General features: G+C 57.3%; 17 protein-coding genes. 9 read left to right on the top strand and 8 right to left on the bottom strand.

The window, feature by feature from the left end; all coding sequences use genetic code 11:
* From mtnC to WG31_RS04155, 6 genes are all read right to left on the bottom strand, one after another.
* On the bottom strand, positions 1-705 hold the full coding sequence (gene mtnC, locus WG31_RS04180; RefSeq protein WP_063353731.1) for an acireductone synthase: 705 nt from the start codon (positions 703-705) through the stop codon (positions 1-3).
* Positions 706-716: 11 nt separating this feature from the next.
* A complete protein-coding gene (locus WG31_RS04175; RefSeq protein WP_063353730.1) occupies positions 717-1,262 on the bottom strand; it encodes a 1,2-dihydroxy-3-keto-5-methylthiopentene dioxygenase in 546 nt (181 codons plus the stop codon).
* The gene (locus WG31_RS04170) at positions 1,259-1,882 is read right to left on the bottom strand and encodes a methylthioribulose 1-phosphate dehydratase (protein WP_063353729.1); all 624 of its coding nucleotides are present in this window, start codon (positions 1,880-1,882) and stop codon (positions 1,259-1,261) included. The genes WG31_RS04175 and WG31_RS04170 overlap by 4 nt, the downstream gene beginning before the upstream one ends.
* A gap of 33 nt (positions 1,883-1,915) precedes the next feature.
* Complete coding sequence (locus tag WG31_RS04165; RefSeq protein ID WP_004448930.1) at positions 1,916-2,173, bottom strand: twin-arginine translocase TatA/TatE family subunit; 258 nt, start codon at positions 2,171-2,173, stop codon at positions 1,916-1,918.
* 129 nt (positions 2,174-2,302) lie between these two features.
* Positions 2,303-2,761: a CHAP domain-containing protein gene (locus WG31_RS04160; RefSeq protein ID WP_063353728.1), complete on the bottom strand. Its 459-nt coding sequence runs from the start codon at positions 2,759-2,761 to the stop codon at positions 2,303-2,305.
* Positions 2,758-3,417 (bottom strand): RecX family transcriptional regulator, encoded by a 660-nt coding sequence (locus WG31_RS04155; RefSeq protein WP_063353727.1) that lies wholly within the window; start codon positions 3,415-3,417, stop codon positions 2,758-2,760. Before WG31_RS04155 ends, WG31_RS04160 begins: the two co-directional genes overlap by 4 nt.
* 238 nt (positions 3,418-3,655) lie before the next feature.
* Between WG31_RS04155 and WG31_RS04145 the strand changes: the two genes are divergently transcribed.
* The 7 genes from WG31_RS04145 (at position 3,656) to WG31_RS04115 (ending at position 12,275) form a co-directional block, all read left to right on the top strand.
* Positions 3,656-4,864 (top strand): aspartate aminotransferase family protein, encoded by a 1,209-nt coding sequence (locus WG31_RS04145; RefSeq protein ID WP_063353725.1) that lies wholly within the window; start codon positions 3,656-3,658, stop codon positions 4,862-4,864.
* An 11-nt stretch (positions 4,865-4,875) separates the two neighbouring features.
* Entirely contained in the window at positions 4,876-5,862 is a 987-nt protein-coding gene (gene argF, locus WG31_RS04140) for an ornithine carbamoyltransferase (protein ID WP_035354251.1), read from the top strand.
* Positions 5,863-5,866: 4 nt separating this feature from the next.
* Complete coding sequence (locus WG31_RS04135) at positions 5,867-6,184, top strand: hypothetical protein (RefSeq protein ID WP_006116271.1); 318 nt, start codon at positions 5,867-5,869, stop codon at positions 6,182-6,184.
* A gap of 123 nt (positions 6,185-6,307) precedes the next feature.
* Entirely contained in the window at positions 6,308-7,258 is a 951-nt protein-coding gene (gene hslO / locus WG31_RS04130) for an Hsp33 family molecular chaperone HslO (RefSeq protein ID WP_063353724.1), read from the top strand.
* Positions 7,259-7,350: 92 nt separating this feature from the next.
* A complete protein-coding gene (locus tag WG31_RS04125; RefSeq protein WP_245191557.1) occupies positions 7,351-8,352 on the top strand; it encodes a hypothetical protein in 1,002 nt (333 codons plus the stop codon).
* A gap of 98 nt (positions 8,353-8,450) precedes the next feature.
* Complete coding sequence (gene hrpB / locus WG31_RS04120; RefSeq protein WP_063353722.1) at positions 8,451-11,018, top strand: ATP-dependent helicase HrpB; 2,568 nt, start codon at positions 8,451-8,453, stop codon at positions 11,016-11,018.
* Positions 11,019-11,156: 138 nt separating this feature from the next.
* Positions 11,157-12,275 carry a S1C family serine protease gene (locus tag WG31_RS04115; RefSeq protein WP_063353721.1) on the top strand — a complete coding sequence of 373 codons (1,119 nt, stop codon included), beginning with the start codon at positions 11,157-11,159 and terminating at the stop codon, positions 12,273-12,275.
* Positions 12,276-12,293: 18 nt separating this feature from the next.
* Here the strand turns inward: WG31_RS04115 and WG31_RS04110 are convergent, their stop codons facing one another.
* Positions 12,294-13,148, bottom strand: a complete 855-nt coding sequence (locus tag WG31_RS04110) for an aldo/keto reductase (RefSeq protein WP_063353720.1) — start codon at positions 13,146-13,148, stop codon at positions 12,294-12,296.
* Between the two features lie 106 nt (positions 13,149-13,254).
* Between WG31_RS04110 and WG31_RS04105 the strand changes: the two genes are divergently transcribed.
* Positions 13,255-13,701 carry a DNA polymerase III subunit chi gene (locus tag WG31_RS04105; RefSeq protein WP_063353719.1) on the top strand — a complete coding sequence of 149 codons (447 nt, stop codon included), beginning with the start codon at positions 13,255-13,257 and terminating at the stop codon, positions 13,699-13,701.
* A 61-nt stretch (positions 13,702-13,762) separates the two neighbouring features.
* Here WG31_RS04105 and WG31_RS04100 read toward each other — a convergent pair whose 3' ends face one another.
* Positions 13,763-15,247, bottom strand: coding sequence for a leucyl aminopeptidase (locus tag WG31_RS04100; RefSeq protein ID WP_035354254.1), 1,485 nt, complete (start codon positions 15,245-15,247; stop codon positions 13,763-13,765).
* Positions 15,248-15,391: 144 nt separating this feature from the next.
* Between WG31_RS04100 and cysQ the strand changes: the two genes are divergently transcribed.
* Complete coding sequence (gene cysQ, locus WG31_RS04095) at positions 15,392-16,162, top strand: 3'(2'),5'-bisphosphate nucleotidase CysQ (RefSeq protein WP_170315309.1); 771 nt, start codon at positions 15,392-15,394, stop codon at positions 16,160-16,162.
* Positions 16,163-16,176 lie beyond the last annotated feature (14 nt).

Genomic DNA, 16,176 nt, shown 5'->3' with positions numbered 1-16,176 from the left:
TTATGCTCCTTCCGGCAGGCCGAACATCTGCCCCGCCTGCGGCAGAGATTGCGCTACAGGGTGGGTGGTACCTGCCACCGTACCATCTTCCGGGCGGGCAATCTGGCATACATGCAAACCAGCTTGGGCTGCTGCATCCAATTCTGCCACCACATCGGACAGAAACAGCACATCCTGCCCCTGCCAGCCACTTTGTTCCAGAATATGGCGATAACTTTGTGCGCTTTTCTTACCACCAACGCGCAGATCAAAAAACGCGCTGAAAAGCGAGGTCAGGTTCCCCTGCTCGGTATAGCCATAAATCAGCTTCTGCGCGGCTTCGGAGCCAGAGGAATACACTGCAAGCGTAAGGCCTGCGGCTTTCCATGCCTTTAAGGTAGGCTCAACATCCGAGTAAAGCTGGGCTTCCAGCTCCCCTTTTTCATAACCCTGCTGCCAGCACAGGCCTTGCAGGCTTTTAAGTGGGGCAACTTTGGCATCTTGCGCCATCCAGCGTTCAAGCTGCTCCAGCGGGGGCACGCCGGGGGCTTCTTGGGCAATCTGTGCCAATGCTTCCTGCACCACTGGGTTTTCGTGCTGTTCCAGCAATGCGGGCAGGTGTTTGCGCGCGTAGGGAAACAGCACTTTATGCACAAAAGCCACAGGCAGGGTGGTGCCTTCAATATCCAGCAGCACCACGCGCGGAGGAATCCGGGTATCGGCCATTATGCCCTCAATCAGTTTTCGTAAGATGGAAACTGCCGGGCAATATCGGTGCCTGTATAGCGGGCTACCCAGCCTTCCTTGTGTGTGAAAATACGCAGCGTGACCATATCTGGCTCTGGCCCGGCATCAAACCAGTGCTTTGTGCCTTCAGGCACAGAAATCAGATCGGTCTGCGTGCATTCCACATCGTAAACATAGCCAGCAATGTGCAGGATGAAGTGCCCGCTACCATGCACAAAAAAGCGGATTTCATCTTCACTATGCGTATGTTCGGACAAGAACTTGTCCCGCAAGGCCTCTCTATTAGGCGTAGAAGGGCTAACCCGCAGCACATCAGCAGAGCCTGCGCCGGTTTCACCCATCAGCTTGTCCAGAAATGGGCCATACACATCCAGCACGGCCTGTTCGTCCGCATCCCTTGGGGGAATCTGTGGGCCTTCCCAACGCTCAAACCGCACGCCTAGCGGGGCCAGAACGTGCGCCATTTCTGCCGGGTCCTGCGTTTGCAGCACGGGGTGCTCGGGGGTGGTATCTTTGTAAATTGTCAGGGAACTCATACGTGCAGCTTCCTTCGCTCAAGCGCGCAGGCCAGCAGGAACTCCAGCCCCTCCAACCGCGCAAGGGCGGTGGGCATATCCTTGCCCCACACATACACACCGTGGCCTCGGATAATGTAGCCCGCAGGCATACCCCTACCAAAAAACGGTTCCACAACTTCCGCCAGCCGCGCAATGTCCTGATCGTTCTCAAACAAGGGCACCTGCACGGATGTTTCGTGCGTGGTCTGCCCTTCAAACACTTTCAGAACTTCGTAGTCCGCCAGTGTAAGTGCGGCTGTTTCTTCCTCCATAGACAGAACAGTGGAGGCCACGGAATGCCCGTGCAGCACTGCGCCCACATGGGGGAAGTGGCGGTAAATCTGGCAATGCAGCAGCGTTTCCGCACTGGGCCGATTTTCCGGGCTATGCGGTTTGCCCTGCATATCCACAGTAATTACGTCTGCCGCTTGCAAAAAGCCTTTGTGGCAACCTGAGCGCGTAATGGCTATGCGGCCATCCGCCAGCCTGCGGCTGATATTACCTGCCGTTGCAGGCACCCACCCGCGCTGATCCATACGCTGTCCGGCAAGCAGAATATCCTGCACGGCACGGGCAAAATCCGTAACGGTTTGATCCATGGCGTTATCTGCCCGTCTTAAACTGCCAGCGCCTTACGGCTGGACAGATTTATCCGCTGGTGCAGCCGTGCGCTGCTCCACTGTGGAAGATGCAGGAGGTGGGGCAATATGCCCGTTGCCGGGGCGTGCCGTGCCATCATCCATCGGTTCATCATCCGCCATGTGCTTCTTGAAGGATTTGATGCCCTTGGCCATATCGCCCATCAGCGAGCTGATCTTGCCGCCACCGCCAAAAACAACAAGCACAACTACAAGCACGATCAGCCAGTGCCAGATACTCAAGCTACCCATCAAACCAGTCCCCTACACTTGCATTACGCGCCCAAAATGAGCGTGTGCTGCACATCCTTAGTTTGTACATGATGGCGGAAACACTTTCTTGCAAGTTTTTCCTTACGCGGCCTACCCGCCTATTGGGTGCTAACTGCCACCCGTGCCCGTTGGTTCAATAAAGCCATAAACCGGATAAACCGTTTTGCCCATGGCATGAATGGGGCTCCACCACACGCGCACACGTGTCCAGTTATTATTAGGGGAAACATCAACAACAGGAGCATGGCGCGTGACTTGCCCCGGCTCCCAATTGGCATGATCCACCAACACCAGGCGTGAATTCCGCACTTGTTTCACAACAGAAACATGGCCTGACGGCAGCCTGCCAGTAGACCGAAACACCAGAACATCCCCGGCGCGGGGCGAGGACGTGCGGCTATATTGCCCCTGCGCTTCCCCCCACCAACTTGCCGCAGCACCCCGCAGGTTTATGGCGGAGTGTTCCCGCGCATAGGGCGCGCACTGCACAGATCCATTCCAACTTCCACGCCCACCCGCACAGGCAGCAAGTACTAAAGGCAGAATAAGAACAAGGCTACGCTTCACGATTCGGCCCTCAAACGTTGCATCCAGTCCTCCGCTTCTGCGGGAGACATATCCAAAACCTGTTCCGCCACATCCCGCGCATAGCCCGCGCGGGCCAGCACACCCAGCGCCTTGTGCCTGCGGGCAAGAGCCTGCTCACTCTCCACCTCATCATCCGCAACATAAGGCGTGGCAAATGGCCCCATCCTGCGCTTGCGGGCCAGAACCAGCGCCGCACATAACTCCCTTTGCGCAGGAGAAAACCCTTCCACCGCATCCTGCAAGGCGGCATCGCGCAGATCAGCCTCCACGCCGCGCGCGGCCAGATGCGCCTGCACCGCACGGCCAGATCGGCCAGACCGCACCAACCTGCGCGCGCGGGATGTGGCAAAACTGGCATCGTCCACAGCGCCAAGGCGCACCATTTCTTCTGATATTTCAGCCACCACGGGGCGCAGCGCCTGCACGGCTTCGGCCACTTCTTCCGTATCTGCCCCGGCTTTAAGGGCCTGTTTCTCCCACCGCGCAATGCGGCGCAAAAGCACTTGTTCCAACCCGTGGCGCGTGGTGCCAAACCGTGCCAGATGCGCCAACGCGGCCTCTCGCAACACGCGACGATCAAGCTGCGGAAACCCCGATGATGTGTGGGCAGATGAAAAAGAACCAGAATGCATCATCCCTCTTTCTTACCCACTCCTTGCGTGTAGGAAAATACGCAACGGGCCATGCCGCGCATGTTGCGTATGCAGAATTTTTTCACACAGAATATTTGACTTTAATCTGCACAAAAGGCCATGATACGCCCGCAATACGGGCCGCCCGCTCACCTTATATCAAGGCAGCGGGCGTTTTTCGTTCTGCATTCCACTTCTCACCTTGCAGGTTCAACAACCGCCAACACAAAGACCAGATTCCATGATTTCTGCCCTGATGCCGACATACAAGCGCGCTGATCTCGCCTTTGAGCGGGGAGAAGGCTCCTGGCTGCAAACGTCGGACGGGCGACGATTCCTGGACTTTGCTGCGGGTATTGCCACGTGCTCTATCGGCCACGCACACCCCAAGATGGTGGAAGCCATTAGCACACAGGCCGCAAAGGTGATGCACGTTTCCAACCTGTTCCAGATTCCGCAAGCGGAAAAACTGGCCCGCAGGCTGGTGGAACATTCCTTTGCCGATAGCGTGTTCTTCTGCAATTCCGGCGCAGAAGCCAACGAAGGCATGGTGAAGATGGCTCGCCGCGCCCAAATGATGGCAGGCCACCCCGAACGCACAGATATTATCTGCATGGATGGGGCTTTTCATGGCCGCACGCTGGCTATGCTGTCCGCCACAGGCAACCCCAAATATCTGGAAGGCTTTGGTGAGCCTGTAAAAGGCTTTCTGCACGTTCCGTTTAACGATATCGAAGCCGTAAAAGCCGCCATTACCCCCAATACCGCAGCCGTGATGCTGGAGCCTATTCAGGGTGAAAGCGGTATCAAAGTGGCCAGCCCGGAATATCTGCAAGCCCTGCGCGCATTGTGCAATGAAACCGGCGTGCTGCTGGTGCTGGATGAAGTGCAGTGTGGCGTGGGCCGCACAGGCCGTCTGTTTGCGCATGAATGGGCAGGCATTAAGCCGGATATTATCAGCACAGCCAAAGGTTTGGGTGGGGGCTTCCCCATTGGGGCTATCCTTACCACGGAAACCATTGCCAAGGCCATGACACCGGGCACACATGGCACCACATTTGGCGGCAACCCGCTGGCCTGTGCGGCTGGCAACGCTGTGTTGGATGTTATTCTGGCCCCCGGATTTTTGGATCAGGTTTGCGCCCGCGCGGCCCTGCTGGATGAGCTGCTGGATAGCCTTGTGGCAGATGCACCAGATATTTTTGCCCAGCGCCGTGGCCTTGGCCTGCTGATTGGCCTGCGCTGCGTGCCCGCAGTGGGCGATGTGCAGGGTGCCGCGCAGGATGCGGGCCTTTTGTGTGTTACGGCGGGCGATAACGTGCTGCGCGTGGTGCCACCACTTACTGTTTCCGAAGAAGAATGCCGCCAAGCTGTGGCTCTGCTGGCGCAGGCTGTCAGCACCATCAGAAAAAATCATAACAACAAAACAGTTCTGGAGCCAACAGCGTGAGCGCCGCCAATATGACCACTGCCCTGCCTTCTGCCTCTTTGGCTACGCCACGCCATTTTCTGGATCTGAAAGATCTGGATGCCGCCACATTGCGCCAGATTCTGGATGTAGCCGCCAGCATGAAGCGCATGCAGCAGAAGCGTCGGTTTCCGCTGCACCCACGCCAGCCGCTGGCCGGGCGGCAGTTGGGGCTTATCCTTTCCAAGCCTTCCACCCGCACGCGTGTTTCTTTCGAAGTGGGTATTCGCCAGCTTGGGGGCGATGCCGTGGTGCTCAGCCCGCAGGAAATGCAGATTGGCCGGGGTGAAAGCATTGCCGATACGGCCCGTGTGCTCTCCCGCTTTGTAGATGCCATTATGCTGCGCACGGGCAATACAAAAACCCTGCACGAACTGGCACAATGGAGCACAGTGCCTGTTATCAATGGTCTTACACCTCATTCTCATCCGGTGCAGATTCTCGCCGATATCATGACATTTGAGGAACACCGCGGCCCTGTGCGTGGGCGCACCTTTGCGTGGACGGGGGATGGCAACAACGTGCTGGTTTCCCTTATTGAAGGGGCCGTGCGTTTTGGCTTTGCCCTGCGTGCCGCCACCCCCGCAGACATGAAGCCCCCGCAGGATGTGCTGGACTGGGCCCGTGCCGAAGGCGGTGATGTGGAATGGACGATAGACCCCAAAGCTGCCGTAAAAGGCGCAGATTGCGTGGTGACGGATACATGGATCAGCATGTCTGATTCACCCAAGGAAGCCGCCAGCCGCATGAGCAAGCTGGAACCCTACCGCGTAAATGCAGATTTAATGGCCCTTGCTGCGCCAGAAGCCCTGTTCATGCACTGCCTGCCTGCCCATATAGGAGAGGAAGTGACCAAGGACGTGTTTGAAGGCCCGCATTCTGTGGTGTTTGATGAGGCAGAAAACCGCCTTCATGCCCAGAAAGGCGTGCTGGCATGGACAATGGGCGGCACAAACTGGACCTCTTTCGGCAAGGAATAAGCACATGAGCGGCACAGACAGAACAGTTTCCATGACATCTACCGAAGATACACCCGCCACCCCCGGTTGGGTGGAAAGCAGTCTGGACGCTATTCTGGCTACGTTGCCGTTTCCGGCAGAAAAGCTGGCATCGTTCCGTAACTCTTATCTGGATTGTCTGGCTGGCTGTGGCCGCACGGAAGATCTGGATAGCGAGCACGATGCCTGCCGCAAGGGTTTGCTGCTTGCGCTCAAGGAAGGCTTGAACATGGATTCAGAAACCGGCCGCGCCCTTGAACAGAAGCTGGAAAAGCTGGAACTGGATATTTCCGCAGGGGCGTAACCCCCTGCTTTTCGCTTTTTCCTTTTTGTCCGCCTGAAAAGCACCCTCCGAGTCCGCACGCATCAGGCGCATGTTCTTGATATTCCCGTATTCTTGATGGACTCAGGACAAACTTAAATTCCCATGGAAAAACCTGCTTTTCTTGACCGTGATCGCCCAGATGTGCCCGATTTGGTGGTGCCCGGTGGTGTAACACCTTTTTATCTGGCTGGTCGGCCCGTGCGTGGTCGGCTGGTGCGTTTGGGCGTGCTGGCGGATACGCTGCTCACACGGCATGATCACCCAGCCCCCGTTACCCGCCTTGCTGGCAAGGCGTTGGCACTGGTGGCGGCTTTGGCTTCGGCACTGAAGTTTCAAGGGTCTTTTTCGCTCCAGATAAAGGGCGATGGCCCTGTTTCCATGCTGGTGGCAGACTGCACCAACACTGGTGCCCTGCGCTTTTACGCCCGCACGGATGATGAAGCGCTGGAAACCCTGCTGGCCGAAACACCCAAACCCACAGACCGCGAACTGCTGGGCGATGGTTATATGGCCCTTACGGTGGACCAAGGGCCAGAGATGGACCGCCATCAGGGTATTGTGGAAATTGCGGGGGATGACCTGTCTGCAATGGCCATGCATTACTTTGCCAGCAGTGAACAGCACGCCTGTTGGATTATGCTGGCCTGCCAGATGACCGATGCAGGCTGGCGCGCAGGCAGCCTGATACTGGAACGCATTGCGGGCGAAGGCGGCAGCCACGTGGTGGAAGATGAAGCCGCAGGGGCAAGCTGGGAAACAGCCACCATTCTGGCAGACACGCTTTCCACCAAGGAACTGCTGGACGATAGCCTGCCAACATTGCAGCTTTTGCACCGGCTTTTCCATGAAGAAGACCTGCATGTCAGCCAACCACGGGCTTTGGCCTTTGGGTGCCGCTGCTCCCGCGCACGGTTGGCCAATGTGCTGGAAACCTTCCCTCAAGATGATCTGGACCACATGTGCCAAGATGACGGGAACATCGTGATGACATGCGAATTCTGTAATGTAGATTTCCGCTTTGCGCGCAAAAATATTGCCACGCAGACGCAGTAAAAAGCATCAAAGTTTGCCAGCAGGGCCATAAGCGCAATATCTTAAGGCGCTGCTGGTATAAGGTCTTTGCCAAAAGGCAGGCATTTTTGAGAATGTCGGATAAAGTTTACAAGAGGTTTTGCGCCATGATGCTGTTTTCCCGCATGCGCCTTTCTGGCCTAACAGCCGCGCTGCTGTTTCCTGCCCTGCTGGCAGGCTGCGCGGATCAGAAGCAGCCTACGCAGTTTGCACCGCTGCGCTATGATAACCTCAGCCAGATCAACCTCAACGTAAATACCCTGACATTGGTGGATAACACTGCAACCCACCCGGTTGCGGGCGATATCGGCTATAAATCCCCCACCCCGCCCGTGCAGGCCCTGCGCCAAATGGTGCAGGACAGGCTGGCCGCCAAAGGGGGCATTACCAGCGCCAATTCCGCTCAGTTTGTAATTGATCGGGCTTCTATCCTGCACGAACCCGGCGGCACGCTACAGGGGCAGATAGATGTGCATCTGGATATCCTTAACCCCGATGGCAGCAAAACCGCGCATACAGAAGCCCACGCCACCCAGAGCCTGCACCCAGACCCCACAGAGGATACGGAAAGCCAAGCCAACCTGTACAACGTAACCAAAGGGATGATGGACAGCATCAATACCGAATTGGATACACAGGTACATCGCTCCTTGGGTAAATGGCTGGTGGATGCCGGAGGTATGCCGGTAGATGGCGCCATTCAGGCCCAGCCCCTTACGTCTGGTTCAGATACTGGCACAACAGATGCCACCACAGGGGCTGCTGCTGGTGCTACAAGTGCTGGTGCTACGCAAGAAGCGCTGTCTCCCGTTTCTGCGGCTAAAACCGGGCAGGCGACATCCCCCGTAACGGTGCCGGAAAACGCGCCTATTGTTGCGCCTTCCACAGATGCCACAATGCCTTCTTCCACCAGCACAACGGAAACCAAGCCTGCCGCAGCCACCAAAGTGCAGGACAGTGAACCCAACGCCATTTTCCCGGCGGGTGAGGATGATGATTCGTCCTCCAGTTCATCTTCTACAAAGGCCACGTCTCCCAAAGCGGGCTATCTCAAGCTGCCATCTCAGCCTCAATAAGGCTGTTTCCTCAGCAAAGCGCCTTAAATTCTGGCGCATATAGCCCCCACCGCCACGTAATATTGCACTGCGGCGGTGGGGCCGCCATAAAGCATGGCATGACTGCTTCTGCCCCTAGCCTGAACCCGTTTTCCATTGCGCAGGGCCTGCCTGTGCAGGATGTACTGCCAGAACTCTGCGCGGCACTGGCTCAAAACCCCACAGCAGACCATCCGGCATCAGCCATTTTAGTAGCGCCTCCGGGGGCGGGTAAAACCACATCTGTTCCACCCGTGTTGGCAGCAGCAGCATGGCGCGCACCGTCTGATAAAATCATCATGCTAGAGCCGCGCAGGCTGGCAGCCCGCGCCGCCGCCCAACGCATTGCATCGCTGATGGGGGAAGATGTTGGCGGTTTTGTTGGGTTCCGCACCCGCTTAGATTCTGCTGTTTCAGACCGCACCCGTATTGAGGTGCTGACAGAAGGCCTGTTCCTGCGCCGTCTGCTGGGTGCCCCCATGCTGGAAGGCGTAGCCTGCGTTATTCTGGACGAAGTGCACGAACGCTCATTGGATGCGGATCTGGCGCTGGCTTTCTGTCTGGATCTACAACGCACTTTGCGGCCTGATCTGCGGCTTGTGGCCATGTCTGCCACAGCGGAAACAGAACGCCTTGCCGCGCTGATGAATGCCCCTGTGCTAACAAGCGAAGGGCGGATGTTTCCGCTTACTGTCCACCATGCCAAGCACGATATCCCCAGCCTGCGCGATATTGCCACCGCCACGGCAACAGGTGTGCGGCAGGCCTTGGCTGAAACAGAAGGTGATATCCTTACCTTTCTGCCTGGCACGGGAGAAATCCGCCGGGTCATGCAACTTTTAGAAACCGTACCCGCCACGGTGCTGCCCCTGCATGGTGAACTCCACCCAGCAGAACAGGCCCGCGTGCTGCGCCCCGGAAATGAGGGCGAACGGCGGGTTATTCTGGCCACTTCCATTGCCGAAACATCCCTTACCGTGCCCGGCGTACGCGTTGTGGTGGATTGCGGCTTCCGACGTGTGCCACGGTTTGATGCCGGGGCCGGGCTTTCCCGGCTGGATACGGTGCGTATTTCCAAGGCAGCCGCGCGGCAACGCGCTGGCCGTGCGGGGCGAGAAGCGCCGGGTGTGGCCTACTGCCTATGGTCTGCCCACACGGAACGCGCTTTGCCCCAGCATGACAGGCCAGAAATTCTGGAAGCTGATCTGTCTGATTTTGTGCTGGCAACCGCCTTATGGGCAGATACGGTGGGCTCCGCCGATACGCCGCTTCCGCTGCCAGATCAGCCACCCGGCAGCGCGGTAGCCGCCGCAAAGGAATTGCTGATTTTGCTGGGTGCGCTGGATGATATCGGCAAGATTACAAAACTTGGCCGCAACATGGCCGATTTGGGCACGCACCCACGCCTTGCCGCCATGATGCTGGCAGCCCGCACGGCAGAGGAAGCCGCACTGGCAGCAGACCTAGCAGCCCTGCTGGAAGAGCGTGACCCCCTGCGCCCACGCGCTGCCGGGCGTGGTGGCCCGCCACCTATTCCACCCGCAGATATTACCCTCCGGCTGGATCTGATTGCAGGGGAAGATAACAACCCGCAGGCAGACCGTGGCGCTTTGGCCCGTATTCGGCAGGCTGCCGCACGTTTTCGCACCCGTATGGGGCTAAAGCCCCGCCACCCGGCAGCGGGGGATGCCGCAGCCCTTCTGGCCGCTGGCTTTCCTGATCGGGTTGCCTTGTGCCGGGGGGATATGGGCAGTTACCGCATGGCCAATGGCAGCAATGCCCGCCTGCGCCGAGATGACGGACTGGCAAAACACAAGCTACTGGCTGTAGCAGGCCTGCACCTGTGCACTGCTGCCGAAATACGCATGGCGGCCCCATTGGAAAGCAACGCCCTGCCCCCAGCCCTGCTGGAGCGCACGCGTGAACAGGTTGAAACCACGCTGGACCCTGTATCGGGCAATATCATGGCCCGCAGGCGCACCCGTATTGGCTGCCTTGTGCTGCGAGACCGCACAGAAAAAGTAAAACCGGAAGATGCAGGCCCGCTCCTGCTGGCTCAGGCCAAGGAAGCACCAGAAACTACACTCAACTGGTCAGATGCCGTACGGCAGCTTCAGGCGCGGGTAGAACTGGCCCGCACCTTGCCCGATGGCGCCGGTATGGAAGAAGGCTGGCCAGATTTTTCCTCCACAGCCCTTGCTTGCTGTATGGATGAATGGCTGACCCCATATGTTGAAGGCTGCACATCCATCACCGCATTACGGGAATTGAATATACTCAACCTGCTCCGCACTTATTTGGGGTACGCCCGCACAAACTGGTTGGATAAGGAACTGCCAACCACCCTGCCCTTCCCCGGCGGTGTGGCAGAGGTAGATTATACGCAGCCCGTGCCTGTGGCCTCGGCCCGTGCCCAAACCTTTTATGGCACGGCACAAACGCCCAAATTAGCTGGGGGGCGCGTGCCGTTGCGGCTGGCGTTACTTTCTCCTGCAGGGCGGCCTCAGGCCATTACGGCGGATCTGGCGGGCTTTTGGCAAGGGGGATGGGCAGATATGCGGCGCGATATGCGCGGGCGTTACCCCAAGCACGAATGGCCAGAAAATCCCGCTTTGGCCCCAGCGCGGCCACGCGCCAAACGCAGCTAGAAGATGTGGGCGTGGCGGAAACAACACCCTACCACCATAAAAACGTACCAGATCAAGGGCAAACACGTATAGCCGGTTGCATAAAGCAGATAATCCGGGCCACAAGTTTGTAATGTCTGGAGCTTTATTGCCATTTCCATGAAGATGCTTCTACGGAACCTGCCTGCACTGGCCGTAGCCTGCTTTTCCCTTCAGGAAACAGGCGCGCATTACTCAGCACAGGCTGCAACACTCCCGACATTTGAGCCCGCTGTACCGCTTGTTTCTGGCGGCCCTATCAGCTTTGCGCCTTTGGTGCGCAAGGTTGTGCCCGCTGTTGTTAATATTTCCGTTACGCGAGATTCAGATACCAGCGCCAAACACAAGCTGCCATCCACCGTGAAAGGCACCCCACTGGAAAAGCGCTACCGCGAACGCATGCGCCGCCATCAGGATGAACTACTTGGAGCAGGTTCAGGCTTTATTATAGACCCCGAAGGCACCATTGTGACGAATGGCCACGTGGTGGAAGATGCAGATAAAATTACCGTTGCCCTTGCGAGTGGTAAGGAATTTACCGCCACGCTGGCAGGCATAGATAACCTAACGGATATTGCCGTTATCAAAATCAGCTCCCCACAGCCTCTACCCTATGTCACATGGGGTGATAGCAGACAGGTGCAGGTGGGAGATTGGATTATGGCTGCGGGCAACCCGTTTGGCTTGGGCTCATCTGTTACCGCTGGTATTGTTTCAGCCCGTGGGCGCGATATTGGCACCAGCCCGTTTGATGATTTTCTGCAACTGGATGCCCCCATAAACCCCGGCAATTCTGGCGGCCCCACGTTTAACCTTGCCGGGCAAGTGGTGGCGCTCAACACCGCCATTGTTTCCCCCACAGGCGGATCTGTAGGGCTTGGGTTTTCCATCCCCTCCGAAATTGTTATCCCCATTGTGGAAACACTGCGGCAAGCCGGGCATATTGAACGCGGCTGGCTGGGCGCCACGCTGGAAGATATTATGACCCATAATGGCACGCAGGTTACAGAAGTGGATCGCAACGGCCCCGCAGCCAAGGGTGGGCTGAAAAAAGGCGATATCATTGTGGGCATGAACAATGAGCACGTAGAAACCGCACGCGCCATGATACGCGCCGTGGCTTCTGCCAAGCCGGGGCTGGATGCACAGTTAAACGTATTACGTAATAACCAGCCCATAACCCTTACCATCCACATTGGCCGCCGCCCTAAATGGGAGGACGGCAACGGGGGCAAATAGCCCCCACGCTCCGGCTTTTTAGATCATATCCAGTGGTGTTTTTTTGGTAGGCGGCGGAAACGCAGCATCCAACTGCGCCAGATCCTGCTCTGTTAATTCAAGATCTCGCGCAGCTAGATTCTGCTTCATGTGCTCGTGCGAGGCAGCTTTGGGAATAGCCAGTACGTTGTTCTGGCGTAACACCCATGCCAACGCAATTTGTGCCGGTGTAGCCGGGCCAAGTACCGTGCTGTGCCTGCTGGCAATATCTGCCAGAACCGGGCTTTTAAGCAGTTCCTGCCCCTGCCCGATGGGGGAATACGCCATGGTAACAATCTTGCGCCGATAATCCGTTTTCAGCAGATCATATTCCACGCCGCGATGTTCCAGATTGTAAAGCACCTGGTTGGCAACACATTCCCCAATGCGGGAACAGCCATCCAGTTCATACACATCATCCGTATCAAAGTTTGAAACACCCCAATGGCGAATCAAGCCTTCTTTTTGCAGCTTCTTGAATGCGTCTATCGTTTCGCCCAACGGCACACCGCCCCGCCAGTGCAGAAGGTACAGGTCTATCCAATCTGTTCCCAAACGGCGCAAAGATTTCCGGCAACTTTCCGCCACACCTTGGCTAGATGCGTTTGAGGGCAATACTTTGGTAACCAGAAAAACCTTTTTGCGGTAGGGATAGATGGCCTCACCCACCACACTTTCGGAGCGGCCATTGCCGTACATTTCGGCTGTATCCACTACCTGCACACCGTTCAGCACGGCATAGCGCAGGCTTTCCACTTCCTCTGGCCAACGGGCGGGCTCTTCACCCATATTCCATGTGCCTACCCCTAAAGCGGGTAGAACAGTACCATCGGCCAGCGTTACTGTGTTTGCCATTGCGCCGGTTCTCCTTTGCAAAACAGGCGGCTTATCTGCCTGTTAATTTTCTAAACGCGCTCAATCAGCCTTCTGCCCGCAGGTAAGGCTGGATATACTAACACGTATGACACAGATTGGTTTTTACCACCTTACGCGCACAAGCGTGACCGAGGCACTGCCCAAACTGCTGGCCCGCACACTGGCCAGCGGGCAAAAAGCCGCTGTGTGGTGCGCCAGCAAACCCATGCTGGATGATCTGGATAAAACCTTGTGGAAGGTTACAACCCCAACATGGCTGCCACATGGGCGCGAAGGTATTGCCTGCCCGGATTTGCAACCTATCTGGCTGAGTATGGGGGAAGATGCCCCCAATGCCGCACGCTTTCTCTTTTTGCTGGAAAACCGCAGCTTTCCCGATCTGGCGAATTTTGAACGGGTGTTTGACCTGTTTGACGGGCATGATGAGGAAGCCGTAGCCGCCGCGCGCACCCGCTGGAGTGCCACCAAAGCCGCCGGGCATGAACTGGCTTATTGGCGGCAGGAAGAAAAAGGCTGGAAACGCGCCCGGTAAGTTCACCGTAACGCCCTTCCAGCCTTTGGTATCATGCCAACTGCTTTATATTACAGCGGGTTCAGTCTTTTGGTTCGTATTCGTAGCCATCACGTACAAAGCGATCGAGCAGACGCACACCAAAGCCCGTAGCCCCTTTGGGCTGACCATTCTGCGCCTTAGATGCCCAAGCCACACCGGCAATATCCAGATGCGCCCAAGCTGTTTCACCCACAAAGCGTTTCAGGAACTGCGCTGCGGTAATGGAACCACCGGCACGGCCACCGCTGATGTTCTTCATATCCGCGATATCGGATTTTAGCTGGACATCATATTCCTTGCCCATGGGCATACGCCACAGCTTTTCACCCGCAAATGCGCCAGCATCTGCAAGGCCCGCTGCAAGCTGATCATTATTGGAGAACAGGCCCGCATATTCATGCCCAAGGCTGACAATAATGGCCCCGGTAAGCGTTGCCAGATCCACCATAATCTGTGGTGCAAAACGTTCACGCGCATACCAAAGAATATCTGCCAGCACCAAGCGGCCTTCGGCATCGGTGTTCAGCACTTCAATGGTCTGGCCAGAAGCACTGCGCACCACATCGCCCGGGCGCTGGGCGGTGCCGGACACCATGTTTTCTACCAGCCCCACAACACCAACAGCGTTCACCTTGGCTTTACGCCCGGCCAGTGCCGTCAGCAGGCCGGTTACCGTAGCGGCACCTGCCATATCCCACTTCATGTCTTCCATGCCAGCGGCAGGTTTGATGGAAATACCGCCGGAATCAAACGTTACACCCTTGCCAATAAAGGCCAGCGGGGCTTCATCCTTGTTGGCGGCACCATTCCAGCGCAGGATAACGGTGCGCGGTTCGTTCGCACTGCCCTGTGCCACACCCAGCAGCGCACCAAAGCCCAGCTTTTCCATGGCTGCGCGGTCCAGCACTTCCACTTCCAGCCCCAAGCTTTTCAATGTGGTGGCGCGCTCTGCAAATTCTACCGGATTCAACACGTTTGCAGGTTCGGTTACCAGATCACGCGTCAGCACCACACCACGGGCTACGGCAGAAAGAGAGGGCCATGCTTCATTTGCAGCATCTGCGTGGTCTGTCAGAACAGAAAGCACGGCAAGCCGATGGTTTTTGCTGGCATCTGGTGCGCCATGATACAGCCCAAAGTGGTAAGCCCCCAGCACAGCACCCTGTGCAGCGTGTGCGGCCAGCACGCCAGACAGATCACCCACTGCCAGCGTGGCCTGCTCATCCCGGCCAAGGTGAGATGCCGCTGCACCCCCAGCCTTTTCTGCGGCCCAGGCATCTACCGCTTCCGGCTTGCCAATGCCAATCAGCACCACGCGCTCAAACGCAGCAGATGGCGCCAGAACAACGCAGGCGGTGCCTTCTTTGCCTGTAAAATCATCCGCTTTGGCTGCACGGGTTAGCGCGCCATTGGTGGCTTTATCGGCTTCCTGAAAAATGGCAGAGCGCTTTTCCCCTTCCGGCACCAAAATGGCCAGAGCGCCACCGGCTGGCAGCGTAGCGGAAGAAAACTTGATCTGAAGCATGGTGTTTACTGCCCTTTCTGTAAACTCATCCTTCCTTGCGTACGTCTCCCCCGGCGGCTTGGCAATAGGAAGCCCGCGGGTGCATGACATGCGCTTGCAATTGTAGGCATGACGCAGCCCGCGTGCTGGCGTATGCTAAGCGGCATGACAAGCCATACCGATGCCGACCTTCTGGCCCTAGCCGCCAGACTGGCCGATGAAGCTGCTGAAATTATTCGTACAATTCGTGCGCGCGGCTTTGAAACCATAACCAAAACCGATTCTTCCCCCGTAACGGAGGCAGACCACGCAGCAGAAGCGCATATTCTGCGCGGCCTGCGGGCGGCAACGCCGGATATTCCCGTTATTGCGGAAGAAGAGGTGGCCGCTGGCAAACAGACCGCTGTAGCCCCCGCCTACTGGCTGGTGGACCCGCTGGATGGCACGCGTGAATTTGCCGCCGGGCGTGATGATTTTACCGTAAATATCGGTCTGGTGCGTGATGGCCAGCCGGTGTTGGGTGCAATGGCGCTGCCTGCTTACCATCAGCTTTACACAGGCGGTGTTGGTTTAGGCGCACACCGCACAGATAAAAACGGCACGCAGCCCATTCATGTACGCAAAGCCCCGGCAGAAGGGCTGACTGTTCTGGCCTCTCGCCATCATGCAGATGATAAACGGCTGGCGGAATATCTAAACGGCCGCCCGGTGGCCAAGCTGGGCAATATTGGTTCCGCCGTAAAATTTGCCCGCGTGGCCGAAGGGCTGGTAGATTTGTACCCACGCCTTGGCCCCACCATGGAATGGGATACCGCAGCCCCGCAGGCTATTGTAGAAGCCGCTGGCGGAAATATTACGCTACTGGATGGATCTCCGCTGGTTTATGGCAAAACGGGCTGGAAAAATCCGCCATTTGTCTGTACCGGAACGCTGTAAACCCATTACGCTGC

Origin of the sequence: Acetobacter oryzifermentans (assembly GCF_001628715.1) — a bacterium.
Taxonomy (GTDB): Bacteria; Pseudomonadota; Alphaproteobacteria; order Acetobacterales; family Acetobacteraceae; genus Acetobacter; species Acetobacter oryzifermentans.
Note: the sequence above shows the minus strand (reverse complement) of the source record. Positions and strands in the feature narration are given on the sequence as shown.